This is a genomic window from Methylobacterium ajmalii, from assembly GCF_016613415.1.
GTDB classification, from domain to species: Bacteria; Pseudomonadota; Alphaproteobacteria; order Rhizobiales; family Beijerinckiaceae; genus Methylobacterium; species Methylobacterium ajmalii.
In genome coordinates, this window is the sequence record NZ_JACWCT010000073.1 from 1 (window position 1) to 21,447 (window position 21,447).

A 21,447-nucleotide genomic window follows, 5' to 3' on the forward strand; every position below is an offset into this window, starting at 1 on the left:
CGGCGGTGGAGCAGCAGGGTGCGGCGACGCAGGAGATCGTCCGCAACGTCTCCCAGGCCGCGAGCGGCACGAGCGAGGTGACCTCGAACATCGCGGGCGTCGCCCGCGCTTCCGAGGATACCGGCGCGGCGGCCTCCCAGGTGCTCGCCTCGGCCTCCGAACTGTCGCGCCAGTCCGAGCACCTGTCGAGCGAGGTGCAGCGCTTCCTAGCCACCGTGCGGGCGGCCTGACTTGAACGGCCCGCTCGCCCCGGCGGGCCACCGCCGGGCGAGCGGGGTACCGGATCAGAGCGTCCCGTCGGCCACGTCCCGCATCAGCCCCGGCACCTCCCCGGGCAGCTCGCGCGCCAGGAAGCCGATCGGGCCGCGGCTCTCGCCGAGCCGCCGCCCGGCCTCGCCGTGCAGGAAGACGCCCCAGGCCGCAGCCTCGGCCGGCGCCGTGCCGCGGGCGAGCAGCCCGACGATGATGCCGGCGAGCACATCGCCCGAGCCCGAGGTGGCGAGCCCGACGCCGCCACCGGCATAGTGCCAGGTCTCGCCGGCCGGATCGACGATCCAGGTCTCGGCCCCCTTCATCACCACGACGGCGCCCAACTGCTCGGCAGCCTTCCGCGCCGCCGCGAGCGGATCGGCCTCGACGGCCTCGCGGTCGCAGCCGAGGCAGCGCGCCATCTCGCCGGCATGGGGCGTGAGCACCACCCGGCCGGCCCGGGCCCGCACCGCCTCGGCCTGCTCGCACAGGCCCTCGATGCTCGCCGCGTCGAGGACGAAGGGCGCCTCGGCGGGGCCGGCGAGCAGCGCGGCGGTGAGCGCCCGGGTCGGCGCGCCGGCCGTCATGCCGGCGCCGACCAGGATCGCGGCGGCCCGCTCGGTGCGGGGCAGGAGCACCTCGGCGGCGACCCGGTGATCGACATGGCCGTCCGCACCCTCGGGCAGGCGCACCACCAGGGCCTCGGGCACCGCGAGGGCGGCGTGCGGCGCGGTGCCGGCAGCGATCGACATCTGCAGCTTGCCGGCGCCGGCCCGGAGCGCCGCGGTGCCGGCGAGGATCGCGGCGCCCGGAACCTCGACCGAGCCGGCGACCACGAGGGCGCTGCCGCGGGCCTCCTTGGTGCCGGCGCCGGGATCCGGCAGGGGATACCCGCGCAGGGACGCGGCCTGGATCTCGATGGTCATCGGGCGGCCCCCGTGGCGTCGGGCTCGGCGGTCACCGGGGCGCCGGCCTGCCGCAGGGGCGCCACGACATTGTAGCGTTGCAGCACGAGCTTGCCGCTGCTGCCCTGGCGCGGGTCGAAGGCGTATTCGGTGACGCCGCAATTGGCGACGTCGCCCTCCCGGTCGATGGCGAGGATCTCGTCCTCGGTCAGGCCCTCGATGAGGTAGCGCAGGCACAGCACCACGACCTGGTGGCCGACCACCAGCACCCGCCGCCCGCCGTAGTGCAGCGATACGGTGTCGAGGGCGCTGCGCAGCCGCAGGATCACGTCGCACCAGCTCTCGCCGCCCGGCGGCCGGTGGTAGAACTTGCCGAGCAGCTGGCGCAGCTCGGCCTGCTCGGGATGGAGCTGGGTGATGCCCTCGCGGGTGAGCCGGTCGAGGATGCCGAACTCCTTCTCGCGCAGGCGCTCGTCGGCGACGAAATCGAGCAGCGGGTCGGCGACGCCGCCGGCCTCGCGGATCAGCCGGGCGGTGGATTCGGCCCGGCGATAGGGCGAGGTCAGCACCACGTCGGGCCGCTCGGACGCCGGCATCTCGGCGAACCACCGTCCGACCGCCGCGGCCTGGCGCTCGCCGAGCGCGCTCAGCGGCACGTCGACGTCGCGCCCGGCGATGTCGATATGGGTGTGCCCCGCCGCCTGCGCGGCGTCCCGGGCGACGTTGCCGGCGCTCTCGCCGTGCCGCACGATCCAGATCCGGTCCGGCCAGCGCTGCTGCATTGCTCCCCCCGAGTGTCCGGGAGGGTCAGCTAGCGGAGGCGGCAGAGTCAGCAAGCGGCGGTGGCTGCGGCGCTTTCGTTGTCGATCCGTATTGTCGGGATACTAGAGTACTTCACGATCGCGTTGCAATCGTGAAGCTCTCTAAGTCATTGTTTTGTCGCATTTTCTGAGACGAACCGGTTTCCACTTCGTCGGAAAATGCTCTAGGTGGACGCTGCTCCGGCCCGGGTCGCGACCGGCCCGGGATCACCGTCATCCTTCCCAGAGAGCGAGGTCATCGTCCGGAAGCGGTGAGAAGAAGTCCGGGCCGTCACCGAGCCGACCGCGCAGCAGCCCGATCTTGAACGGTGTGCGTGAGCGGGGCGCCGGAACACGATGCTCGATAGTCACGGCCGCCTCACGGTGAGCGGCAGCGTCGAGGCTGATCGCCCGCGGAACTGCGGCTACGTCATCAGGGGGCCTCGTCATGCCGCCATTCCCGAATGCCGTTGGTCGGAGGTCGGGATGATGGTGTCACCGACCAAACGGGCGGTGAACCGGCGCTGCGCCGTCCCGCGGCCTGCCGTCGAAAGGGCTGGCGATCACGCCGACCCCTCGGGTGGCCAGCCTCTTGCAAGCAGCCTCTTGCAAGCGGCACGGTCCAGCGACCGGGTTCCGGTCCGTCCGGAAATCTGTGAGAACAAGGCAACCGGCGACAAGCCGGGTCTCGGGGCAGGACGACGATGCAGGACGAGGGTGGGCCTACAGTCCACGACGCGCGGCTCGCGCCCGCGCGCCACCGGCTCCACGTCAACGGACGCGGCGTGAGCGTGGAGGCGGCGCCCGGCACCCGCCTGCTCTACGTGCTGCGCAACGACCTCGCGCTGAACGGCCCGAAATACGGCTGCGGCCTCGGCCAGTGCGGCAGCTGCACGGTGCTGGTCGACGGGCGGGCGCTGCGCTCCTGCGCGATTCCGCTGCGGGCCGCGGTCGGGCGCCGGATCACCACCCTGGAGGGGCTGGCCGAGGGCGGGCGGCTACACCCGGTGCAGGAGGCCTTCATCGCCGAGAACGCCGCGCAATGCGGCTACTGCCTCAACGGCATGATCATGACGACCGTGGCGCTGCTCGCCGCCAATCCCGACCCGAGCGAGGCTGAGATCCGCGAGGGCCTGCAGGCCAATCTGTGCCGCTGCGGCACCCATGTCGAGATCCTGCGCGCGGTGCGCGCCGCCGCCGCGGGGATGCGCGGGACGGCCCACGCGAGCGCCGCGGCACGGGGGAGCGCCACGGTACGGGGGAGCGCCGCATGACCGACTCGCCCGCCGCGCGCCGGCGCCACTGGCAGGAGGCGGGGGACCTCCTCCTCGTCTACCGCGAGACGATGGGCCGCCCGCCCCGGCTCGGCGACGCGCCGGGCGCCGCGCTGGCCGCGGGGCCGCAGCGCGCGCTCTACCTCGCGGTCGATGCCGAGGGCCGGGTCACCGCCTTCAACGGCCACGTCGATCTCGGCACCGGTATCCGCACGGCGCTGGCCCAGATCGTCGCCGAGGAGCTCGACGTGCCTCTCGCCCGGGTGGCGATGGAGCTCGGCAGCACCGCCACCGCCCCCGACCAGGGCGGCACGATCGCCAGCGAGACGATCCAGATCGCCGCCGTGCCGCTGCGCCAGGCCGCGGCCACCGCCCGCCGGCACCTGATCGAGGCGGCCTCGCGCCGGCTCAACCGCGGCACCGGGGAACTCGCCGTCGCGGCCGGCATAGTCCGGGTCGCGGGGGAGCCGGATCGCGCCGTGGCCTACGGCGACCTCGTGCGGGGCGAGCGCACCGAGCTGACCCTCGATCCCGAGGCACCGGTCAAGCCGGTCGCGGATTACACGCTCGTCGGGCAGCCGGTGCCCCGGGTCGACATCCCGGCCAAGGCCGTCGGCGCCTTCACCTACGTCCACGACGTGCGGGTGCCCGGCATGGTCCATGGCCGCGTGGTCCGGCCGCCGGTTCCCGGCGTCGAGACGGCGTTGGGCACCCTCCTGCTCGGGGTGGACGAGGCCTCCGTCGCCCACGTCCCGGGGCTCGTCGCCGTGGTGACGCGCGGCGATTTCGTCGGCGTGGTCGCCGAGCGCGAGGAGAACGCCGCCGAGGCGGCGCGGGCGCTGCGGGTGACCTGGCGGCCCGGAACGACGCTGCCCGACCTCAACCGGCCCGAGGCGGCGCTGCGCGACAACCCCGCCACGGCGAGGACGCTTCTCGACCGCGGCGACGTCGAGCGGGCGCTCGGCCACGCCGAGGCGCGGCTCGACCGCACCTATGTCTGGCCCTACCAGATGCACGGCTCGATCGGCCCATCCTGCGCCGTGGCGGAGTTTCGCGACGGGGACCTCGTGGTGTGGTCGGGCACCCAGAACCCGCACGTGCTGCGGAGCGATCTCGCCACCCTGCTCGATCTGCCCGAGGACAGGATCGCGATCGAGCGCCACGAGGCGGCGGGCTGCTACGGCCGCAACTGCGCCGACGACGTCGCGGCCGATGCCGCGCTGCTCGCCCGGGCGGTGGGGCGGCCGGTGCGGGTGCAGCTCACCCGCGAGCAGGAGCATGCCTGGGAGCCCAAGGGCGCGGCGCAGGTGATGGACGTGCGCGGCGGCCTCGACGCCGAGGGCGGGCCGGCGGCCTACGACTTCGAGACCCGCTATCCCTCGAACGGCGCGCCGACGCTGGCGCTGATCCTCACCGGCAAGGCGGCGGCGGCCCCCGCCACCTACCCGATGGGCGACCGGACGGCGGTGCCGCCCTACGCCTTCGGCAACGCCCGGGTGACGGTGCACGACATGCCGCCGATCGCCCGCGCCTCCTGGATGCGCGGCGTCTCGGCCCTGCCGAACACCTTCGCGCACGAATCCTACATCGACGAGCTCGCGACAGCCGCCGGCATCGACCCGATCGAGTACCGCCTGCGCTACCTGCCCGATCCCCGCGCCGCCGACCTCGTGCGCGCGGTCGCCGAGCGCGCCGCCTGGGTGCCGCACACCCGGCCCGGCACCCATGGCGGCTCCGGCGACGTGCTGTACGGGCGCGGGTTCGCCTACGCGGTCTACGTCCACGGGCCGTTTCCCGGAAAGGCCGCCGCCTGGGCGGCCTGGGTGGCGGACGTCGCGGTCAACCGGGTCACCGGCGAGGTCGCCGTGACCCGGGTGGTGGTCGGCCAGGATTCCGGCCTGATGATCAACCCGGACGGGGTGCGCCACCAGATCCACGGCAACGTCATCCAGTCGACGAGCCGGGTCCTGAAGGAAGCGGTCGGGTTCGACGCCACCGGCGTCACCAGCCGGGAATGGGGAAGCTACCCGATCCTCGCCTTCCCGCAGGTGCCCGAGATCGACGTGCTGATGGTGCCCCGCCCGCACGATCCGCCGCTGGGCGCGGGCGAATCGGCCTCGGTGCCGAGCGCCGCGGCGATCACCAACGCCCTGTTCGACGCCACCGGCATCCGCTTTCGCGAGCTGCCGCTGACGGCAGACGCCGTGCGCGCCGCCCTCAACCCGCCGCGGATCGCCGGCCCGGACGACCGACCGCGCCGGCGCCGCCGCGGCTTCCTCGCCGGGCTGTTCGGCGCCGGGGCCGGGGCGCTGGCGCTCGCCACCACCCTCCTGCCCTGGCGCCCGACCTATCCGTCGATCGAGCGGCCGGATCCTTCGGCGTACTCCGCCGCCACGATCGCGCAGGGGCGGCTCGTCGCGGCGGCCGGCGCCTGCCTCGTCTGCCATGCCGGGCCGGACGGCCGGAGCTTTGCGGGCGGGCGCGGGCTCGAGACGCCGTTCGGCACGGTCTACGCCTCGAACATCACGCCGGACGTCGGCACCGGCATCGGTGGATGGTCCTACCCGGCCTTCGCCCGGGCGATGCGCGAGGGCGTATCGCGCGACGGGCACCACCTCTACCCGGCCCACCCCTATCCGAGCTTCGCCGGGATCGCGGAGCGCGACCTCCAGGCGCTCTACGCCTACCTGATGGCGCAGAGCCCGGTGGCGGCATCGGCGCCCGAGACGGTGCTGCGCTTCCCCTTCAACCTCCGGCCGCTGATGGCGGACTGGAACGCCCTGTTCCTCCGCCCGGTCGCCACCGCCGACCCGGCCCGCGGGCCGGACTGGAACCGCGGCGCCTACCTGGTCGAGGCGCTCGGCCATTGCGGCGCCTGCCACAGCCCGCGCAACGCGCTCGGCGCCGAGCGCCGGGGCGCGGCCCACCTCGCCGGCGGCTTCGCCGACGGGTGGGAGGCGCCGGCCCTGACCGCCCTGTCCCGCTCCCCCCTGCCCTGGACCGAGGACGACCTGTTCGCCTACCTGCGCACCGGCCGCTCGACCCGCCACGGCAGCGCCGCCGGCCCGATGGCCGACGTGGTCGCGTCCCTGAGCCCCCTGCCGGATGCCGACATCCGCGCCATGGCGGTCTACCTGGCGAGCCTCGCCGGCGCGGCCCCGGCGCCCCGGCCGGTCGCCGCTGCGGCGACCGCGCCCCCGGCCGGCTCCGCCGCCCTGTTCCGGGGCGCCTGCGCGGCCTGCCACGAGGGCGGGGCCGGCGGCGACCTCGTGCCGCTCGGCCTCGTCACCTCAATCCACAGCGCGCACCCCGACAACCTGATCCAGGCGGTCCTCAACGGGGTCGCGGCGGCGGCCGAGCGTTTTCCGGCCCCCGATCCGGCCGCCCCGCCCGCCGCGATGCCGGCCTTCCGCGACACCCTCACCGACCGGCAGGTGGCGGACGTCGTCGCCTACACCCGCGCCCGCTACGCGCCCGACGCGCCGGCCTGGAGCGAGCTGGAGGCAGCGGTGGCGCGCGTGCGGGGCCTGAGGCCGCATGCGGGAGGGTGAAGGCTCGCTCGACCGGGCACCGACGCTGCGGGTCCCCGGGCTCCGCTGAATGTCACCGGGAAGACGCGAAGACCGAAAAATTTCCAGACACAAGATACGTCGTCAGGTAAAATTTCCAATTATAATTCTCACATCGATTTCGATCACAAAGTATGGAAAGTCGAGAGTCGCCGTGGCAACCTGCTGCCGGTCAGGCTGGGCGAGTCTCACCGTGGCGACAACGAAGAAGAGGCCGCCGGTCGATGCGCGTGGCGCCCCCGGCGACCGATCACGCCCGAGATACGCTCGACCGCCCTGCACCCCTGGGACGACCCCGATCATGGGCATACGAGCCGGCCCTAGCCGGCGCGCGACGCCCCGTCCGGCAGGACCGAGGACGACCGGTCGGCGAAGGTCCAGAGCCGGTGGCCGAGGAAGTTCCAGAACACCACAACCCCGGTCGCGACCACCTGGGCCGCGAGGTAGGGTAGGCCGAGGCCGCGGGCGAGACCGGCCATGATCAGCCAGGTCAGGCCGAAGCCGACCGCCGCCACGACCCCGAACCGCCAGGTCGCCTCGGCGTGGGGCCGGTCGCTGGCGTAGGTCAGGCGGCGGTTGAGCCCGTAGGAGACCACGGCGCCGACGAGGTAGCCGGCGAGCGCCGCCGGCACCGGGTCGGCGCGACCGGTCTCGACCAGGGTGGCCAGCACGGCATAGTGGACCGCGAGCGCCGCGAGGCTGACCCCGAGATACGACGCGAACTGGCGTCCCAGCGCGGCCAGCGCCTCGACGGTCCGCAGGTTCGATTCCGGTTCGCTCGCCACGACGCCACTCGACACCACCGGGCGACAGGACTGCGCCCGATCCCTGTCTAGCGCCCGGCACTGAACCGAAGATGACCCGAACCGGGCGAAATCCGGGTCATTCGGCAGGTCCCGGCCGGCAAGTCCGGCCCGGCAAGTCCCGCTCACCCCTGCAGCCGTGCCGCGACCTTCCGGCTGAGCCAGCGCGGCATCAGGCGGGCGGCGATCACCGCCGCCCGGTTGGCCGCGCCCGGGATCACCACGGCCCGGCCGGCGAGATGGCCGGCGACCGCCGCGCGGGCCACCGCCTCGGGGCTCATCACATTGCCGGTGAAGCGCTTCGCCCCGCCGACATCCGCCCGCTGCGAGAATTCCGTCGCGGTGGCGCCGGGGCAGACCGCCGTCACCACGACGCCGTGGGGCCGTGCCTCCTCGTAGAGCGCCTCCGACAGGTTCAGCAGGTAGGCCTTGGTGGCGTAGTAGGCCGCCATGTTGGGACCCGGCAGGTAGCCCACCACCGAGGCGACGTTGAGGATGCCGCCCCCGCCCCGCGCGATTAGGCCGGGCAGCACGAGGCGCGCCAGGATCGTGGGGGCGGCGACGTTGACCGCCACCATCTCGGCCTGGTCGCGCGCCGGCAGGTCGGCGAACCGGCCGCGCAGGCCGAAGCCCGCATTGTTGACGAGGGTGTGGAGAACGACGCCGCGGGCCTCGATCGCCGCGACCAGCCCCTCCGCCCCGCCCGGGGCCGCGAGGTCGGCCGGTACCACGACGGTCGGGACGGGAAGCTCGCCCGCCAGCGCCTCCAGGCACTCGGAGCGTCGGGCAGTCAGCACCAGCGGGCGCCCCTCCCCCGCGAAGGCGCGGGCGAGCTCGGCGCCGATCCCGCTCGACGCGCCGGTGACCAGCGTCCAGCGCGCATCTGGCCCCGTCTGCCCTGCCGTCATGTCCCGGTTCCCGGTCACGCCCTTCCCCTGATCTGCACGCCTATGCTAAGGGCGCCCAACGCAATCCCCGCCGCTTCCGGACGTTCCGCTCCCGCCTCGACGCCACGCGCCCCGAGGACGGGCCTCAGGAACGAGGCAGCGCGCCGCACGAGTCTGAAGCGTCCGATGCCCAAGCGCACCGATCTCTCCTCCATCCTCATCATCGGCGCGGGCCCGATCGTCATCGGCCAGGCATGCGAGTTCGACTATTCCGGCACGCAGGCCTGCAAGGCCCTGCGCGAGGAAGGGTACCGGATCATCCTGGTCAACTCGAATCCGGCCACGATCATGACCGATCCGGATCTCGCCGACGCGACCTACGTCGAGCCGATCACCCCGGAGATCGTCGCCCGCATCATCGAGAAGGAGCGGCCCGACGCGCTCCTGCCGACCATGGGCGGCCAGACCGCGCTGAACTGCGCCCTCTCGCTCAAGCGGATGGGCGTGCTGGAGAAGTTCGGCGTCCAGATGATCGGCGCCACCGCCGAGGCGATCGACAAGGCGGAGGATCGCAGCCTCTTCCGCGACGCGATGACGAAGATCGGGCTCGAGACCCCGAAATCGGCGCTCGCCAACGCCTCGGCCGCCAAGAAGGCGGACCGGGAGAAGTACCTTGCCGAGGTGGCCCGTATCGAGGCCGCGGAGTCCGATCCGGACGCCCGCAAGACGGCGCTCGCCGCCTTCGAGAAGAAGTGGGCGAGCGGAGAGAACGACCGGCGCAAGCGCTACGGCGAGCATGCGCTCGGCCAGGCGCTCGTCGCGCTGGCCGAGGTCGGCCTGCCGGCGATCATCCGGCCGTCCTTCACCATGGGCGGCACCGGCGGCGGCATCGCCTACAACCGGGAAGAATTCCTCGACATCGTCGAGCGCGGCATCGACGCCTCGCCGACCAACGAGGTCCTGATCGAGGAATCCGTCCTCGGCTGGAAGGAATACGAGATGGAGGTCGTCCGCGATCGTGCGGATAACTGCATCATCGTCTGCTCGATCGAGAACGTGGACCCGATGGGCGTCCACACCGGCGACTCGATCACCGTGGCGCCTGCGCTGACGCTGACCGACAAGGAATACCAGCGCATGCGCGATGCCTCGCTCGCGGTGCTCCGCGAGATCGGCGTCGAGACCGGCGGCTCGAACGTGCAGTTCGCCGTCGACCCGGCCACCGGCCGGATGATCGTGATCGAGATGAACCCGCGGGTCTCGCGCTCCTCGGCGCTGGCCTCGAAGGCGACCGGCTTCCCGATCGCCAAGGTCGCGGCGAAGCTCGCCGTCGGCTACACCCTCGACGAGATCGCCAACGACATCACGGGTGGGGCGACGCCCGCCTCGTTCGAGCCGACGATCGACTACGTCGTCACCAAGATCCCGCGCTTCGCCTTCGAAAAGTTCCCGGGCGCCGAGCCGACGCTGACCACCGCCATGAAGTCGGTCGGCGAGGCGATGGCGATCGGCCGGACCTTCGCGGAGTCGCTCCAGAAGGCCCTGCGCTCGCTCGAGACGGGGCTCACCGGCCTCGACGACATCGAGATCGAGGGCTTAGGCAAGGGCGACGACCGCAACGCCATCAAGGCGGCGATCGGCACCCCGACCCCGGATCGCCTGCTCAAGGTGGCGCAGGCGTTGCGCCTCGGCGTCAGCCACGAGGAGGTCCACGCCTCCTGCAAGATCGACCCGTGGTTCCTGGAGCAGCTCCAGGGCATCATCGACCTCGAGACCAAGGTGAAGCGCTTCGGCCTGCCGAAGACCGAGGGCGCCTTCCGCCAGCTCAAGGCGGCGGGCTTCTCGGACTCGCGCCTCGCGGTGCTCGCCGGCATGGACGAGGGGGCGGTGCGCGCCGCCCGCCGGGCGCTGTCGGTGCGCCCGGTCTTCAAGCGGATCGACACCTGCGCGGCCGAGTTCAAGTCGCCGACCGCCTACATGTACTCGACCTACGTCGCGCCCTTCGCGGGCACTGTCGCCGACGAGGCCCAGCCCACGGACGCCAAGAAGGTCATCATCCTCGGCGGCGGCCCGAACCGGATCGGCCAGGGCATCGAGTTCGACTATTGCTGCTGCCACGCCTGCTTCGCGCTGACCGACGCGGGCTACGAGACCATCATGGTCAACTGCAACCCGGAGACGGTGTCGACCGACTACGACACCTCGGACCGGCTCTACTTCGAGCCGCTGACCGCCGAGGACGTGCTGGAGATCATCGAGACCGAGCGCCAGGCCGGCACGCTGCACGGCGTGATCGTGCAGTTCGGCGGCCAGACCCCGCTGAAGCTGGCGCGCGCGCTCGAGGAGGCCGGCGTGCCGATTCTCGGCACCTCGCCGGACGCGATCGACCTCGCCGAGGACCGCGACCGCTTCAAGCGCCTGCTCGACAAGCTGCACATGAAGCAGCCCAAGAACGGCATCGCCTACTCGGTGGAGCAGAGCCGGCTGATCGCCGCCGATCTCGGCCTGCCCTTCGTGGTGCGGCCGTCCTACGTGCTCGGCGGGCGCGCGATGGCGATCATCCGCGACGAGACCCAGTTTGCCGACTACCTGCTCGACACCCTGCCGAGCCTGATCCCGTCGGACGTCAAGGCGCGCTACCCCAACGACAAGACCGGCCAGATCAACACGGTGCTGGGCAAGAACCCGCTCCTGTTCGACCGCTACCTGTCGGACGCGATCGAGGTCGACGTCGACGCGGTCTCGGACGGCAAGGACGTCTACATCGCCGGCATCATGGAGCACATCGAGGAGGCGGGCATCCATTCGGGCGATTCCGCCTGCTCGCTGCCGCCGCGCTCGCTGTCGCCGGAGACCATCGCCGAATTGGAGCGCCAGACCCGCGGGCTGGCGCTGGCGCTGGAGGTCGGCGGCCTGATGAACGTGCAGTACGCGATCAAGGACGGGGTGATCTACGTCCTCGAGGTCAACCCGCGCGCCTCGCGCACCGTGCCGTTCGTCGCCAAGGTGATCGGCGAGCCGATCGCCAAGATCGCCGCCCGGGTGATGGCCGGCGAGCCCCTGGCCTCCTTCGGCCTCAAGCCCAAGACGCTGCCGCACATCGCCGTCAAGGAAGCGGTCTTTCCCTTCGCCCGCTTCCCCGGGGTCGACGTGCTGCTCGGACCGGAGATGCGCTCGACCGGCGAGGTGATCGGCCTCGACCGCGGCTTCGGCGTCGCCTTCGCCAAGAGCCAGCTCGGCTCCGGCACCCAGGTGCCGAAGAGCGGCACGGTCTTCGTCTCGGTGCGCGACGACGACAAGGCGCGCATCCTGCCGGCGATGAAGCTGCTCGCCGAGCTCGGCTTCACGGTGCTCGCCACCGCCGGCACCCAGCGCTACCTCGTCGACAACGGCGTCGCCTGCACCCGCATCAACAAGGTGCTGGAGGGCCGCCCGCACGTGGTCGACGCGATCAAGAACGGCGACATCCACTTGGTGTTCAACACCACCGAGGGCGCGGGCGCGCTGTCCGACTCGCGGTCGCTGCGCCGGGCCGCCCTCTTGCATAAAGTGCCGTACTACACCACTCTCGCCGGAGCGATGGCGGCCGCAGAGGGGATCAAGGCCTATCTCGAGGGTGATCTCGAGGTCCGGGCTCTGCAGGAATATTTCGCGGCTTAAGTCGTAACGCCGCGGACGAGCCCTATCTCATCCCCTCGCGCCCGCGCGAGACATTCGGAAACAGGCCCGGTCGGGAGGCTCACCCTCCCGCCGGGCCGATTATTTGTGACGCGAGACGACGACGATGGACAAGGTTCCGATCACGGTACGGGGATTCGCGGCGCTCGAGGCGGAGCTGAAGCGCCGTCAGCAGGAGGAGCGTCCGCGGATCATCCAGGCGATCGCGGAGGCCCGCGCGCTCGGCGACCTGTCGGAGAATGCCGAGTACCACGCCGCCAAGGAAGCGCAGTCCCACAACGAGGGCCGGGTGCTGGAGCTGGAGAGCCTGATCTCCCGCGCCGAGGTCATCGACGTGTCGAAGCTCTCGGGCACGAAGGTCAAGTTCGGTGCCACCGTCAAGCTGATCGACGAGGACACCGAGGAGGAGAAGACCTACCAGATCGTCGGCGAGCCCGAGGCCGACGTGCATGCCGGGCGGGTCTCGATCACCTCGCCGATCGCCCGCGCGCTGATCGGCAAGGGCGTCGGCGACACCGTCGAGGTCGTCACCCCGGGCGGCGGCAAGTCCTACGAGGTCGTCGGCATCCAGTTCGGCGCCTGAGGCCCCGAAGGCGGACGCCCGGAAGGGGGCCGACGGGCCGAGCCGCCCCGGCCGACCGGCGAAGCGTTGCCGGAGCGGCAGCCGGGGGCTATCTCGACCGTGACGAGGCGGCCCCGCCGGGCGCCGTGGAGACGAGGCCGATGCTGCGCTGGTGCAAATCCCTGCTCGCGGCCGCCCTGGTGGCGGCCGCCCTCCCCGCGGCCGCGCAGGACGCCACCCTTCCGCCGGCGACCCGCTTCTCGTCCATCCAGGTCGACGTCCGCCCCCTGCTCGCCACCGGCTTGAGCGTCTATGCCGAGGGGGTGCGCGGCGAGCTGCAGGCGGCGCTCGCGCAGGCCTTCGCCGGCCGGGTCGGCGGCCCCGGTCCGACGCTGGTGGTGCGGGTGACCGGCCTCTCGCTCAACCCCTATGCCGGAAGCGAGAACCGCGGCGGCCGGGGCGGCAACGCCACCAACACCGACTACCTCGAAGGCGAGGCCCTGGTAGTCGATCGCGCCGGCACCGTGCTGCTGCGCCACCCCCAGCTCTCGGCCACCAATGCCAGCTCCGGCGGCGCCTGGTACGATCCGGTCTCGGAGCGTCGCCGCGTCGCCTACATCGCCGGTCATTACGCGCAGTGGCTGCGGCGCGGGCTGGGGCTGGATTGAGGCTGCGCGGGCCCGTCCCGGATGGTGCCGGCCGCCCGGCGCGAGCCTGAAGGCGCAGGAACGGGACCGTGCGGCTTTGCCCCGTCGGGGGCGAATGGCGAGCGCCGGGCCGCCGCGAGGCTGCCACTGGCCCCCACCGCGCGTCCGCGCTAGCACGGGATCCCTCCCCTCAGCCGGAGCCTGCGCCTTGCCCGAGACCCGCCAGCCGCCGCCCCGCTTCAACGGCGCCCGCTACTGCCTGGAGGCCAATGCCCGGGAGCGCGGCGACAAGCCGGCGCTGATCATGGTGGGCGACGAAGGGCACACCGACGTCATGACCTTCGCGGAGGTCGACCGCGCGGTGCGGGGCGTCGCGGCGGGCCTGCGCGGTCTCGGCCTGCCCGCGGGCGCCCGGGTGATGATCCGCATGGGCAACGACGCGGATTACGTCATCGTCTACTTCGCGGCGCTCGCCGCCGGACTGGTGGCGCAACCCTCCTCGCCCCAGCTCACGGCCGGCGAGGCGGCGTTCCTGATGCAGGATTCCGGCGCCGCGGTGATCGCGGCGGCCGACGACTGCCCCCTCGACCCGGAGGCCAGCCGCGGCCGGATCGTGCTGCGGCGCGACGACATCGCCCGCCTGCGGGCCGGCCCGCCCCTCGAATCGTACGCCGACACCGCCGCCGACGACCCGGCGACGCTGGTCTACACCTCCGGCACCACCAGCCGGCCGAAGGGCGTGCTGCACGCCCACCGCACCCTGTGGGGCCGGCGGCCGATGCACGATTTCTGGCTCGGCCTGCGCGAGGACGACGTGGTGCTGCATGCCGGCACCATGAACTGGACCTACACGCTGGGCGTCGGCATCCAGGATCCCTGGGCGCGGGGCGCCACCACGGTGCTCTACAACGGCCGGCGCAATCCCGCCCTGTGGCCGGCGCTGATCGCGCGCCACCGCGCCACCCTGTTCGCCGCGGTGCCGAGCCTCTACCGCCAGATCCTCAAATACGCCGATCTCTCCGCCCACGACCTCTCCTCGCTGCGCCACGGCATCACGGCGGGCGAGGCGCTCTCGCCCCAGCTCCTCGCCGAGTGGCGGGCGGCGACCGGCACGCCGCTCTACGAGGCGCTGGGCATGAGCGAGATCTCGACCTACGTCTCGACGAGCCCGCTGACCCCGATCAAGCCCGGCTCGCCGGGCAAGCCGCAGCCGGGGCGCCGCGTCGCGATCCTGCCCGTCGAAGGCGCGCCCGAGCCGCTGCCGGCGGGCGAGGTCGGGCTTCTCGCCATCCACCGCTCCGACCCGGCCCTGATGCTCGGCTACTGGAACCGCCCCGAGGAAGAGGCGGCGGTGATGCGCGGCGAGTGGTTCACCGGCGGCGACCTCGCCTCGCTCGATTCCGACGGCTACGTGTGGTTCGAAGGCCGCAACGACGACATCATGAACGCCTTTGGCTACCGGGTGTCGCCGAACGAGGTCGAGAGCGTGCTCATCGGCCATCCCGACGTGCAGGAGGTCGCGGTGACCGAGTTGCCCGTCCGCGACGACGTCCGGGTGATCGCCGCCTTCGTGGTGCCGAAGGCCGGGGCGGAGCCGGCGCGCGACGCACTGATCGCCTGGTGCGGCGAGCGGCTCGCCGCCTACAAGTGCCCGCGGGAGGTGGTCTTCGTCGAGACGCTGCCGCGCACCCCCAACGGCAAGGTGCAGCGCAAGCGGCTGGCAGCGGCCTGACCGGTGCCGCGGCCGCCCTGCGCCGCGGCGCCCCCTCACCCCGCGACGGCCTTTCTCGGCGCCGCGCTGCGGGCCAGCACTACGAGCGCCCGCCCGGGCAGGTGGAGCGTGCCCCCGGCCTTCAGCGCCTCCCGGGCGACGGGCCGTCCGTCCATCGCCGTGGTGTCGAAGAGCGGCGTCCACGGCCCGCCGACGACCCGGGCGAGCTGGAAGTCGATCGCCGCCTCCCCCGCATTGGCCAGAACGAGGAGGCGGCGCCCGTCGGGCGCGTCGTTGCCGATCTGCATCCCGAAGGTCCGGCGCTCGGCGTCGCCCCAGGCGGCCTCGTCCATCTCGGCGCCGCAGGGCGAGAGCCAGTGCACGTCCTTCAGCCCCCCCGGCGCCACGGTCTCGCCGGTGAGGAACTTGCGCCGCCGCAGGGCCCGGTGGTCGCGGCGCAAGCCCAGCAGGTTGCGCACGAAGGCGGTCAGCGCCGGGTCGCCGCCGTCGTTCTCCCAGTCGACCCAGGACGTGGCGTTGTCCTGGCAATAGGCGTTGTTGTTGCCGCCCTGGCTGCGCGAGCGCTCGTCGCCCATCAGCAGCATCGGCACACCCTGCGCGATCAGGATCGTGGCGAGCAGGTTGCGCTTCTGGCGCGCGCGCAGGGCCAGGATGTCGGGATCGTCGGTCGGCCCCTCGACCCCGTAGTTGCGCGAGACGTTGTGGCCGTGGCCGTCGCGGTTGCCCTCGCCGTTGGCCTCGTTGTGCTTCTCCTCGTAGGCGACGACGTCCGCCAGCGTGTAGCCGTCGTGCGAGGTGATGAAGTTGATGCTGGCCGACGGCCCGCGCCCGGAGGCGGAAAAGATCTCCTTGGAGCCCGTCAGCCCCTGCGTCAGCTTCGGCAGCTGGCCGGCATCGCCCCGCCAGAAGCCCCGGGCGGCGTCGCGGAACTGGTCGTTCCAGTCGCTCCAGCCGACCGGGAAGCCGCCGAGCTGGTAGCCGCCCATGCCGACGTCCCACGGCTCGGCGATGAGCTTGACCCGCGACAGGAGCGGGTCCTGGGCCATCGCCTGCAGCACCGCGGCCCGGGGGGTGAAGTCGTGCGGCGAGCGGGCGAGGCTCGAGGCGAGGTCGAAGCGGAACCCGTCGATCCGGTAGGCCTCGACCCAGTGGCGCAGGGAATCGAGCACCATCTGCATCACCCGCGGCACCGCGACGTCGAGGGTGTTGCCGCAGCCGGTGCAGTCGATGTCGCGGCGCGGGTCGTCGGGGTTCAGCTTGTAGTAGCTCGCATTGTCGATGCCGCGGAACGACAGGCTCGGCCCGGTATGGTCGCCCTCGCAGGTGTGGTTGTAGACCACGTCCATCAGCACCTCGATGCCGGCGGCATGGAGCTGGCGGATCGCGGCCTTCAGGCCGGCGGCCCCGGTGGCGCCGTAGAAGCGCGGCTCGGGCGCGAAGTAGTTGAGCGGCGAGTAGCCCCAGAAGTTGGTCAGGTCCTTCTCGACCAGGAAGCGGTCGTCGACGAAGGCCTGGATCGGCAGGAGCTCGACCGCGGTGACGCCGAGCCGCACGAGATGGTCGACGATCGCGGGGTGGCCGAGCGCCGCGTAGGAGCCGCGCCAGGGCAGCGGCACGCCCGGATGGGTCTGGGTCAGGGCCCGGACATGCGCCTCGTAGATCACGCTGTCGACCAGCGGATGGCGCAGCGGCGGGTCGTCGTGGACCGGCGCCTCGGGCGCGGTGACGATCCCCTTCGGCATCATCGGGGCGCTGTCGCGCCGGTCGAGCACGTCCTCGCGGTGGCTGCCGCGGCGAAACGGGTAGAGCGCGTCGTGCCAGCGCACCCGCCCGTGGATCTCGCGGGCGTAGGGGTCGAGGAGGAGCTTGTGCGGGTTGAAGCGATGGCCGCGTGCCGGCTCCCAGGGACCGTGGACCCGGTAGCCGTAGAGCTGGCCCGGCAGCACGCCCGAGAGATGGCCGTGCCAGACGTCGTCGGTGCGGCGCGGCAGGCGGACCACGTCGGTCTGCACCCGGCCCGTCGGGTCGAACAGGCACAGATCCACCGCCGTGGCGAGGGCGGAGAACAGCGCGAAATTGACCCCGCGCCCGTCGAAATGGGCGCCGAGCGGCGCCGGTGCGCCGTCATCGAGTGCGATCATCCGGTCCGTCTTTTCCTCGGGCGCGAGCCTGTCTCGCCCCGACCATGCCCGTGGAGCGGCCGGCTGCCAAGCTGACGCCGGGCCCCGCTCTGCCTCGGCGCCCTCAGGCCGCCGCGCTCGCCGGCTCGCGGGAGACCAGGGCCACCGCCTCGCGCAGGGTGTGAAGGCCGGCATCCGGCCGGGTGCCGGCGACCGAGAGGTGGCGGCGATAGGGCCGCGCGCCGGGCCGGCCGTTGAACAGGCCGAGCATGTGGCGGGTCATGGCGTGCAGGCGCAGGCCCTCCTGGAGCTGCGCCGCGATGTAGGGCTCGTAGGCCTCGATCGCCGCGAACGGGTCGGCCACCGGTGCCGGCTCGCCGAACAGCACGGGATCGACGCCGAGGAGCAGGGCCGGCTCGGCATAGGCCGCGCGACCGAGCATCACCCCGTCGAGGGCGATCCCGTCCCGCGGCGCGAGTTCGGCCGTCGCGGTCGCCAGGTCCTGCAGGCCGCCGTTGAGGGCGACCGGGAGGTCGGGATTGGCGGCCTTGAGCCGGTGGACGCGGCCGTAATCGAGGGGCGGGATGTCCCGGTTCTCCTTGGGCGACAGGCCCTTGAGCCAGGCTTTGCGGGCATGCACGACCAGCGCGTCGACGCCGGCCGCCCGCACCGACGCGGTCAGCGCGTCGAGCGCGGCTTCCGGATCCTGGTCGTCGACCCCGATGCGGCACTTCACCGTGACCGGCACCGAGACCGCCGCCTTCATGGCCGCCACGCACTCGCCGACGAGGGCCGGCTCGCGCATCAGGCAGGCGCCGAAGCGCCCGTCCTGCACCCGATCGGAGGGGCAGCCGACATTGAGGTTCACCTCGCGGTAGCCGAAATCTTGCGCGATGCGGGCCGCCGCCGCGAGGTCAGCGGGATCGGACCCGCCGAGCTGGATCGCCACCGGATGCTCGGCGGCGTCGAACCCGATCAGCCGGTCCCGCGGCCCGTGCAGCACCGCTCCGGTCGTCACCATCTCGGTGTAGAGGAGCGCGCGGGCCGAGAGGGTGCGGTGGAACGCCCGGCAGTGGCGGTCGGTCCAGTCCATCATGGGTGCTATAGAAAATCGCCAAGCGCTGAAATTGCTCGTTTTTTCAACCATGGCAGGCACCTGCTGAACTCCTCATGCTGTACGATTTGAGGCCGTTTCCGGCGTTTTGAGCCGTTTTGTTGTCGAAAGTACAGCAATGCTGTACGTTCGGGACCCATGCTGTACCGCGCATGGGGGCATCGTGGGAACCATCGTCGAACGCAAGCGCAAGGACGGGTCTGTCGGGTACCACGCTCAGGTGGTGATCAGGCAGGATGGCGCCACCCATCGCGAGACGAAGACGTTCGATCGCAAAGCGGCGGCCAACTCGTGGATCGCGAAGCGAGAACGCGAACTTTCCGCGCCCGGAGCGGTGTCGGGCAAGAAGGCCGAGGACCCGACGCTGGGCGCGGCGATCGACCGGTACGTGGCCGAGAGCCGCCGGGCGCTGGGCCGCACCAAAGCCCAGGTGCTGAAGACGATCAAGACGTTCGACATCGCGGACAAGCCCTGCTCGACCATCACCAGCGCCGACGTCGTCGCCTTCGCCACCGAACTCTCCGCCGGACGGCAGCCGCAGACCGTCGCGAACTACCTCGCCCACCTCGGGAGCGTGTTCTCGATCGCACAGGCGGCTTGGGGCTATCAGCTCGACCCCGCGAGCATGCAGGACGCCCGGAAGGTCACGTCCAAGCTGGGTCTTGTTGCCAAGTCGAGGATGCGCAGCCGCCGGCCAACGCTCGGCGAACTCGACACGCTGATGGAGCACTTTGGCGGAGTCCGACACCGGCGGCCTGGCAGTGTGCCTATGCAGGCGATCGTAGCCTTTGCCCTCTTCTCGACTCGACGCCAGGAGGAGATCACCCGCATCGCGTGGGTCGACCTCGACGAGGAGGGATCGCGCGTACTCGTCCGGGACATGAAGAACCCCGGGCAGAAGATCGGGAACGACGTCTGGTGCGAATTACCGCCGGAGGCGCTTCGGATCATCCAGGCGCAGCCGCGCGCCGCCGAAGCGATTTTCCCCTACACCACGGACGCGATCTCGGCCGCTTTCACCCGGGCCTGCGCCTTTCTGGGGATCGACGACCTCACATTCCACGATCTACGCCACGAGGGTGTCTCACGGTTGTTCGAGTTAGGACGGACGGTACCACTGGCGGCATCGGTTTCAGGCCATAAAAGCTGGTCATCACTTCAGCGATACACACACATCCGGCAGGGCGGGGATAAATATGATGGCTGGCGCTGGCTAGCTTCGGTCGCGCCGAGGGATTCAGATGTGTAGACATGTCCGTCTCGCCCAAGGTATGCTGCCGCCACGATCATACTAGCGTGAAATCCATGCGCATATTTCCAATGTTGGTCGCTGTCTGCGCGAGCATGCTGATCTCGACAGGGACATGCCTATCTGCGTCACAAGATAATATTCCAGATCTAATCCAATCCATCATCGCAAGCGTCTCGTCCGAAGATGGTACGATATCAAATACTATGATTGATAGACCGACGCAGAAAGCGCTAAGGAAAATCAAAGCTAAAATTGATAGTCGGACGAAGACTTCAATTACTGCAGCTCGAGATGTAAAAGAAGTTTATGTACGCCTATCTCCAGGTAGAAATTGGAACATCGTCAGTGCCATAGCAAAGCACGATAATGGTCAATCCGATTGGAAATTTTATCAGAATAAAGAAAATGGTATAATTCTGCGCGCTGAATTATTAGAATTTACTCTGAAAAAGCTGCCAGAGCAGATTCGTGTAAAGGTTCGTCAAGTCAGCCGTAAAACTAAATCCGATTACAAAGAGGCAATGGATAGCCCTGATGTCATCGACTATGACAAAACCATTCGGCATAAAAACGGCTATACAAGCAGAAACTATCAGTATGCCCCGCCATCAGACTCTATCAAGCACATAGGTGCGCCATCCAAACGCGGGAAAGAAAGCGCTAGTATCGGAACGAAAATCGATGATAGCGCATCAACAAAGGAAGAAAAGCGGCAAAAAGAGTATGCCGATTTTTTAGCCGGTGCTCAGAAGCCCAAAATAGATATAAAAGTCGGTTCCGCACCGCTTCCTCCTCAAGCCTTAGCGTATGCTCCTGATGAGACAATAGATAAATCTACAGGGCAATCTCAGCGCATTATAGAAATACCCTTTGTCACGACGCGCGAACGCGCTCCTACCAAATCAGATGCCTATTTTAGCGGCAGTAGAGGTAAAGATAATATATATGGCTTAGCACGAGTACGCATTCCAGAAGATCATAAAATCGGCAAGGTTGAACTTCCGTCATACTTTTCCATATTTGGCATAAATCTCCGTAACGAAGAATTAGATGAACGTAAGCACTTCTCATTGAAATCAGTCTACGACGTTCCAATAAGCGAATTCGATAAATATGTTAACAATAAATTATTCGAAAAACCGGGCGGAAACGCACTTGTATTTGTGCATGGATTCAATACAGATTTTCGGTCTGCTATATATAGGACTGCACAAATTGCATGGGACGTTCACCCCGATGGACTCGTGTTTCTGTTTTCTTGGCCGTCAAATGGGCAAACGACTGACTATCTCTATGATAAGGACAGCGCTTATGGTGCGCGCGATGCTTTTATCCAATTTCTGAGACACCTGCGTAACGATCTTAAAATCGATAATATCAATGTAATTGCACATTCTTTGGGAAATGTTGTTGTTCTTGATGCATTAGCAAATTATTCACTATCGCACGAGTCGCTGCACATCGATAATCTCATTATGGCCGCGCCAGATATCGATAAAGACCAATTCATATCGCTCGTTCCGAAGGCAAAAAGCATTGTCTCGAAGATGACTCTATACGCCTCCTCTTCCGATAGGGCACTTACCTTGTCTAAAATGCTCACTAGAGGGATCGCAAGAGCAGGAGATATAATAGACGACAAACCAATTATACTTCCAGGCCTAGAGTCAATCGATGTGACCGCTATAGGGGAAGAATTTTTAGGACTGAATCATAATACTTTTGCTTCAACGAGATCAGTCATGAATGATATTGGACTTCTGCTGAGGGGCCTATCAAGCCCCAGACTTAGTGAAGTGCGCGGCATGCCTCTTAACGTACCACCACCTCAGTTTTTTCGATTCATGAGATAGTA

At 69.5% G+C, this 21,447-nt stretch carries 14 protein-coding genes and 1 pseudogene; 9 read left to right on the forward strand and 6 right to left on the reverse strand.

What is annotated here, in order from left to right; all coding sequences use genetic code 11:
• Positions 1-230: pseudogene (locus HPY23_RS13970) on the forward strand (methyl-accepting chemotaxis protein); the annotation flags it as partial.
• A 54-nt stretch (positions 231-284) separates the two neighbouring features.
• On the opposite strand, the gene HPY23_RS13975 reads toward HPY23_RS13970, so the two are convergent.
• Both HPY23_RS13975 and HPY23_RS13980 read right to left on the reverse strand, forming a co-directional pair.
• Positions 285-1,175 carry an NAD(P)H-hydrate dehydratase gene (locus HPY23_RS13975; RefSeq protein WP_060849825.1) on the reverse strand — a complete coding sequence of 297 codons (891 nt, stop codon included), beginning with the start codon at positions 1,173-1,175 and terminating at the stop codon, positions 285-287.
• Entirely contained in the window at positions 1,172-1,936 is a 765-nt protein-coding gene (locus tag HPY23_RS13980; protein ID WP_060849824.1) for a histidine phosphatase family protein, read from the reverse strand. Before HPY23_RS13980 ends, HPY23_RS13975 begins: the two co-directional genes overlap by 4 nt.
• A 722-nt stretch (positions 1,937-2,658) precedes the next feature.
• Between HPY23_RS13980 and HPY23_RS13985 the strand changes: the two genes are divergently transcribed.
• Together HPY23_RS13985 and HPY23_RS13990 are read left to right on the forward strand one after the other, a co-directional pair.
• The gene (locus HPY23_RS13985; protein ID WP_091890143.1) at positions 2,659-3,228 is read left to right on the forward strand and encodes a (2Fe-2S)-binding protein; all 570 of its coding nucleotides are present in this window, start codon (positions 2,659-2,661) and stop codon (positions 3,226-3,228) included.
• Positions 3,225-6,779 (forward strand): molybdopterin cofactor-binding domain-containing protein, encoded by a 3,555-nt coding sequence (locus HPY23_RS13990; protein ID WP_236017672.1) that lies wholly within the window; start codon positions 3,225-3,227, stop codon positions 6,777-6,779. The genes HPY23_RS13985 and HPY23_RS13990 overlap by 4 nt, the downstream gene beginning before the upstream one ends.
• A gap of 338 nt (positions 6,780-7,117) precedes the next feature.
• On the opposite strand, the gene HPY23_RS13995 is transcribed toward HPY23_RS13990, so the two are convergent.
• Together HPY23_RS13995 and HPY23_RS14000 are read right to left on the reverse strand one after the other, a co-directional pair.
• On the reverse strand, positions 7,118-7,582 hold the full coding sequence (locus HPY23_RS13995; RefSeq protein ID WP_244533707.1) for a GtrA family protein: 465 nt from the start codon (positions 7,580-7,582) through the stop codon (positions 7,118-7,120).
• 143 nt (positions 7,583-7,725) lie between these two features.
• On the reverse strand, positions 7,726-8,508 hold the full coding sequence (locus HPY23_RS14000) for an SDR family NAD(P)-dependent oxidoreductase (RefSeq protein ID WP_091890137.1): 783 nt from the start codon (positions 8,506-8,508) through the stop codon (positions 7,726-7,728).
• Between the two features lie 165 nt (positions 8,509-8,673).
• Between HPY23_RS14000 and carB the strand changes: the two genes are divergently transcribed.
• The 4 genes from carB (at position 8,674) to HPY23_RS14020 (ending at position 15,106) form a co-directional block, all read left to right on the forward strand.
• Positions 8,674-12,147, forward strand: coding sequence for a carbamoyl-phosphate synthase large subunit (carB, locus tag HPY23_RS14005; protein ID WP_091890133.1), 3,474 nt, complete (start codon positions 8,674-8,676; stop codon positions 12,145-12,147).
• 124 nt (positions 12,148-12,271) lie between these two features.
• Positions 12,272-12,748: a transcription elongation factor GreA gene (gene greA / locus HPY23_RS14010; protein WP_060849819.1), complete on the forward strand. Its 477-nt coding sequence runs from the start codon at positions 12,272-12,274 to the stop codon at positions 12,746-12,748.
• A 140-nt stretch (positions 12,749-12,888) separates the two neighbouring features.
• Positions 12,889-13,395: a hypothetical protein gene (locus HPY23_RS14015; RefSeq protein WP_091890129.1), complete on the forward strand. Its 507-nt coding sequence runs from the start codon at positions 12,889-12,891 to the stop codon at positions 13,393-13,395.
• A 187-nt stretch (positions 13,396-13,582) separates the two neighbouring features.
• On the forward strand, positions 13,583-15,106 hold the full coding sequence (locus HPY23_RS14020) for an acetate--CoA ligase (protein WP_236013022.1): 1,524 nt from the start codon (positions 13,583-13,585) through the stop codon (positions 15,104-15,106).
• A gap of 35 nt (positions 15,107-15,141) precedes the next feature.
• On the opposite strand, the gene glgX is transcribed toward HPY23_RS14020, so the two are convergent.
• Positions 15,142-17,247, reverse strand: a complete 2,106-nt coding sequence (glgX, locus tag HPY23_RS14025) for a glycogen debranching protein GlgX (protein WP_091890124.1) — start codon at positions 17,245-17,247, stop codon at positions 15,142-15,144.
• A gap of 103 nt (positions 17,248-17,350) precedes the next feature.
• Complete coding sequence (gene dusA / locus HPY23_RS14030) at positions 17,351-18,373, reverse strand: tRNA dihydrouridine(20/20a) synthase DusA (RefSeq protein ID WP_091890121.1); 1,023 nt, start codon at positions 18,371-18,373, stop codon at positions 17,351-17,353.
• A gap of 130 nt (positions 18,374-18,503) precedes the next feature.
• On the opposite strand from dusA, the gene HPY23_RS14035 reads away from it, so the two are divergent.
• Together HPY23_RS14035 and HPY23_RS14040 are read left to right on the forward strand one after the other, a co-directional pair.
• Positions 18,504-19,589: a tyrosine-type recombinase/integrase gene (locus HPY23_RS14035; RefSeq protein WP_091890158.1), complete on the forward strand. Its 1,086-nt coding sequence runs from the start codon at positions 18,504-18,506 to the stop codon at positions 19,587-19,589.
• A 56-nt stretch (positions 19,590-19,645) separates the two neighbouring features.
• Positions 19,646-21,445, forward strand: a complete 1,800-nt coding sequence (locus tag HPY23_RS14040) for an alpha/beta hydrolase (protein WP_236013024.1) — start codon at positions 19,646-19,648, stop codon at positions 21,443-21,445.
• Positions 21,446-21,447 lie beyond the last annotated feature (2 nt).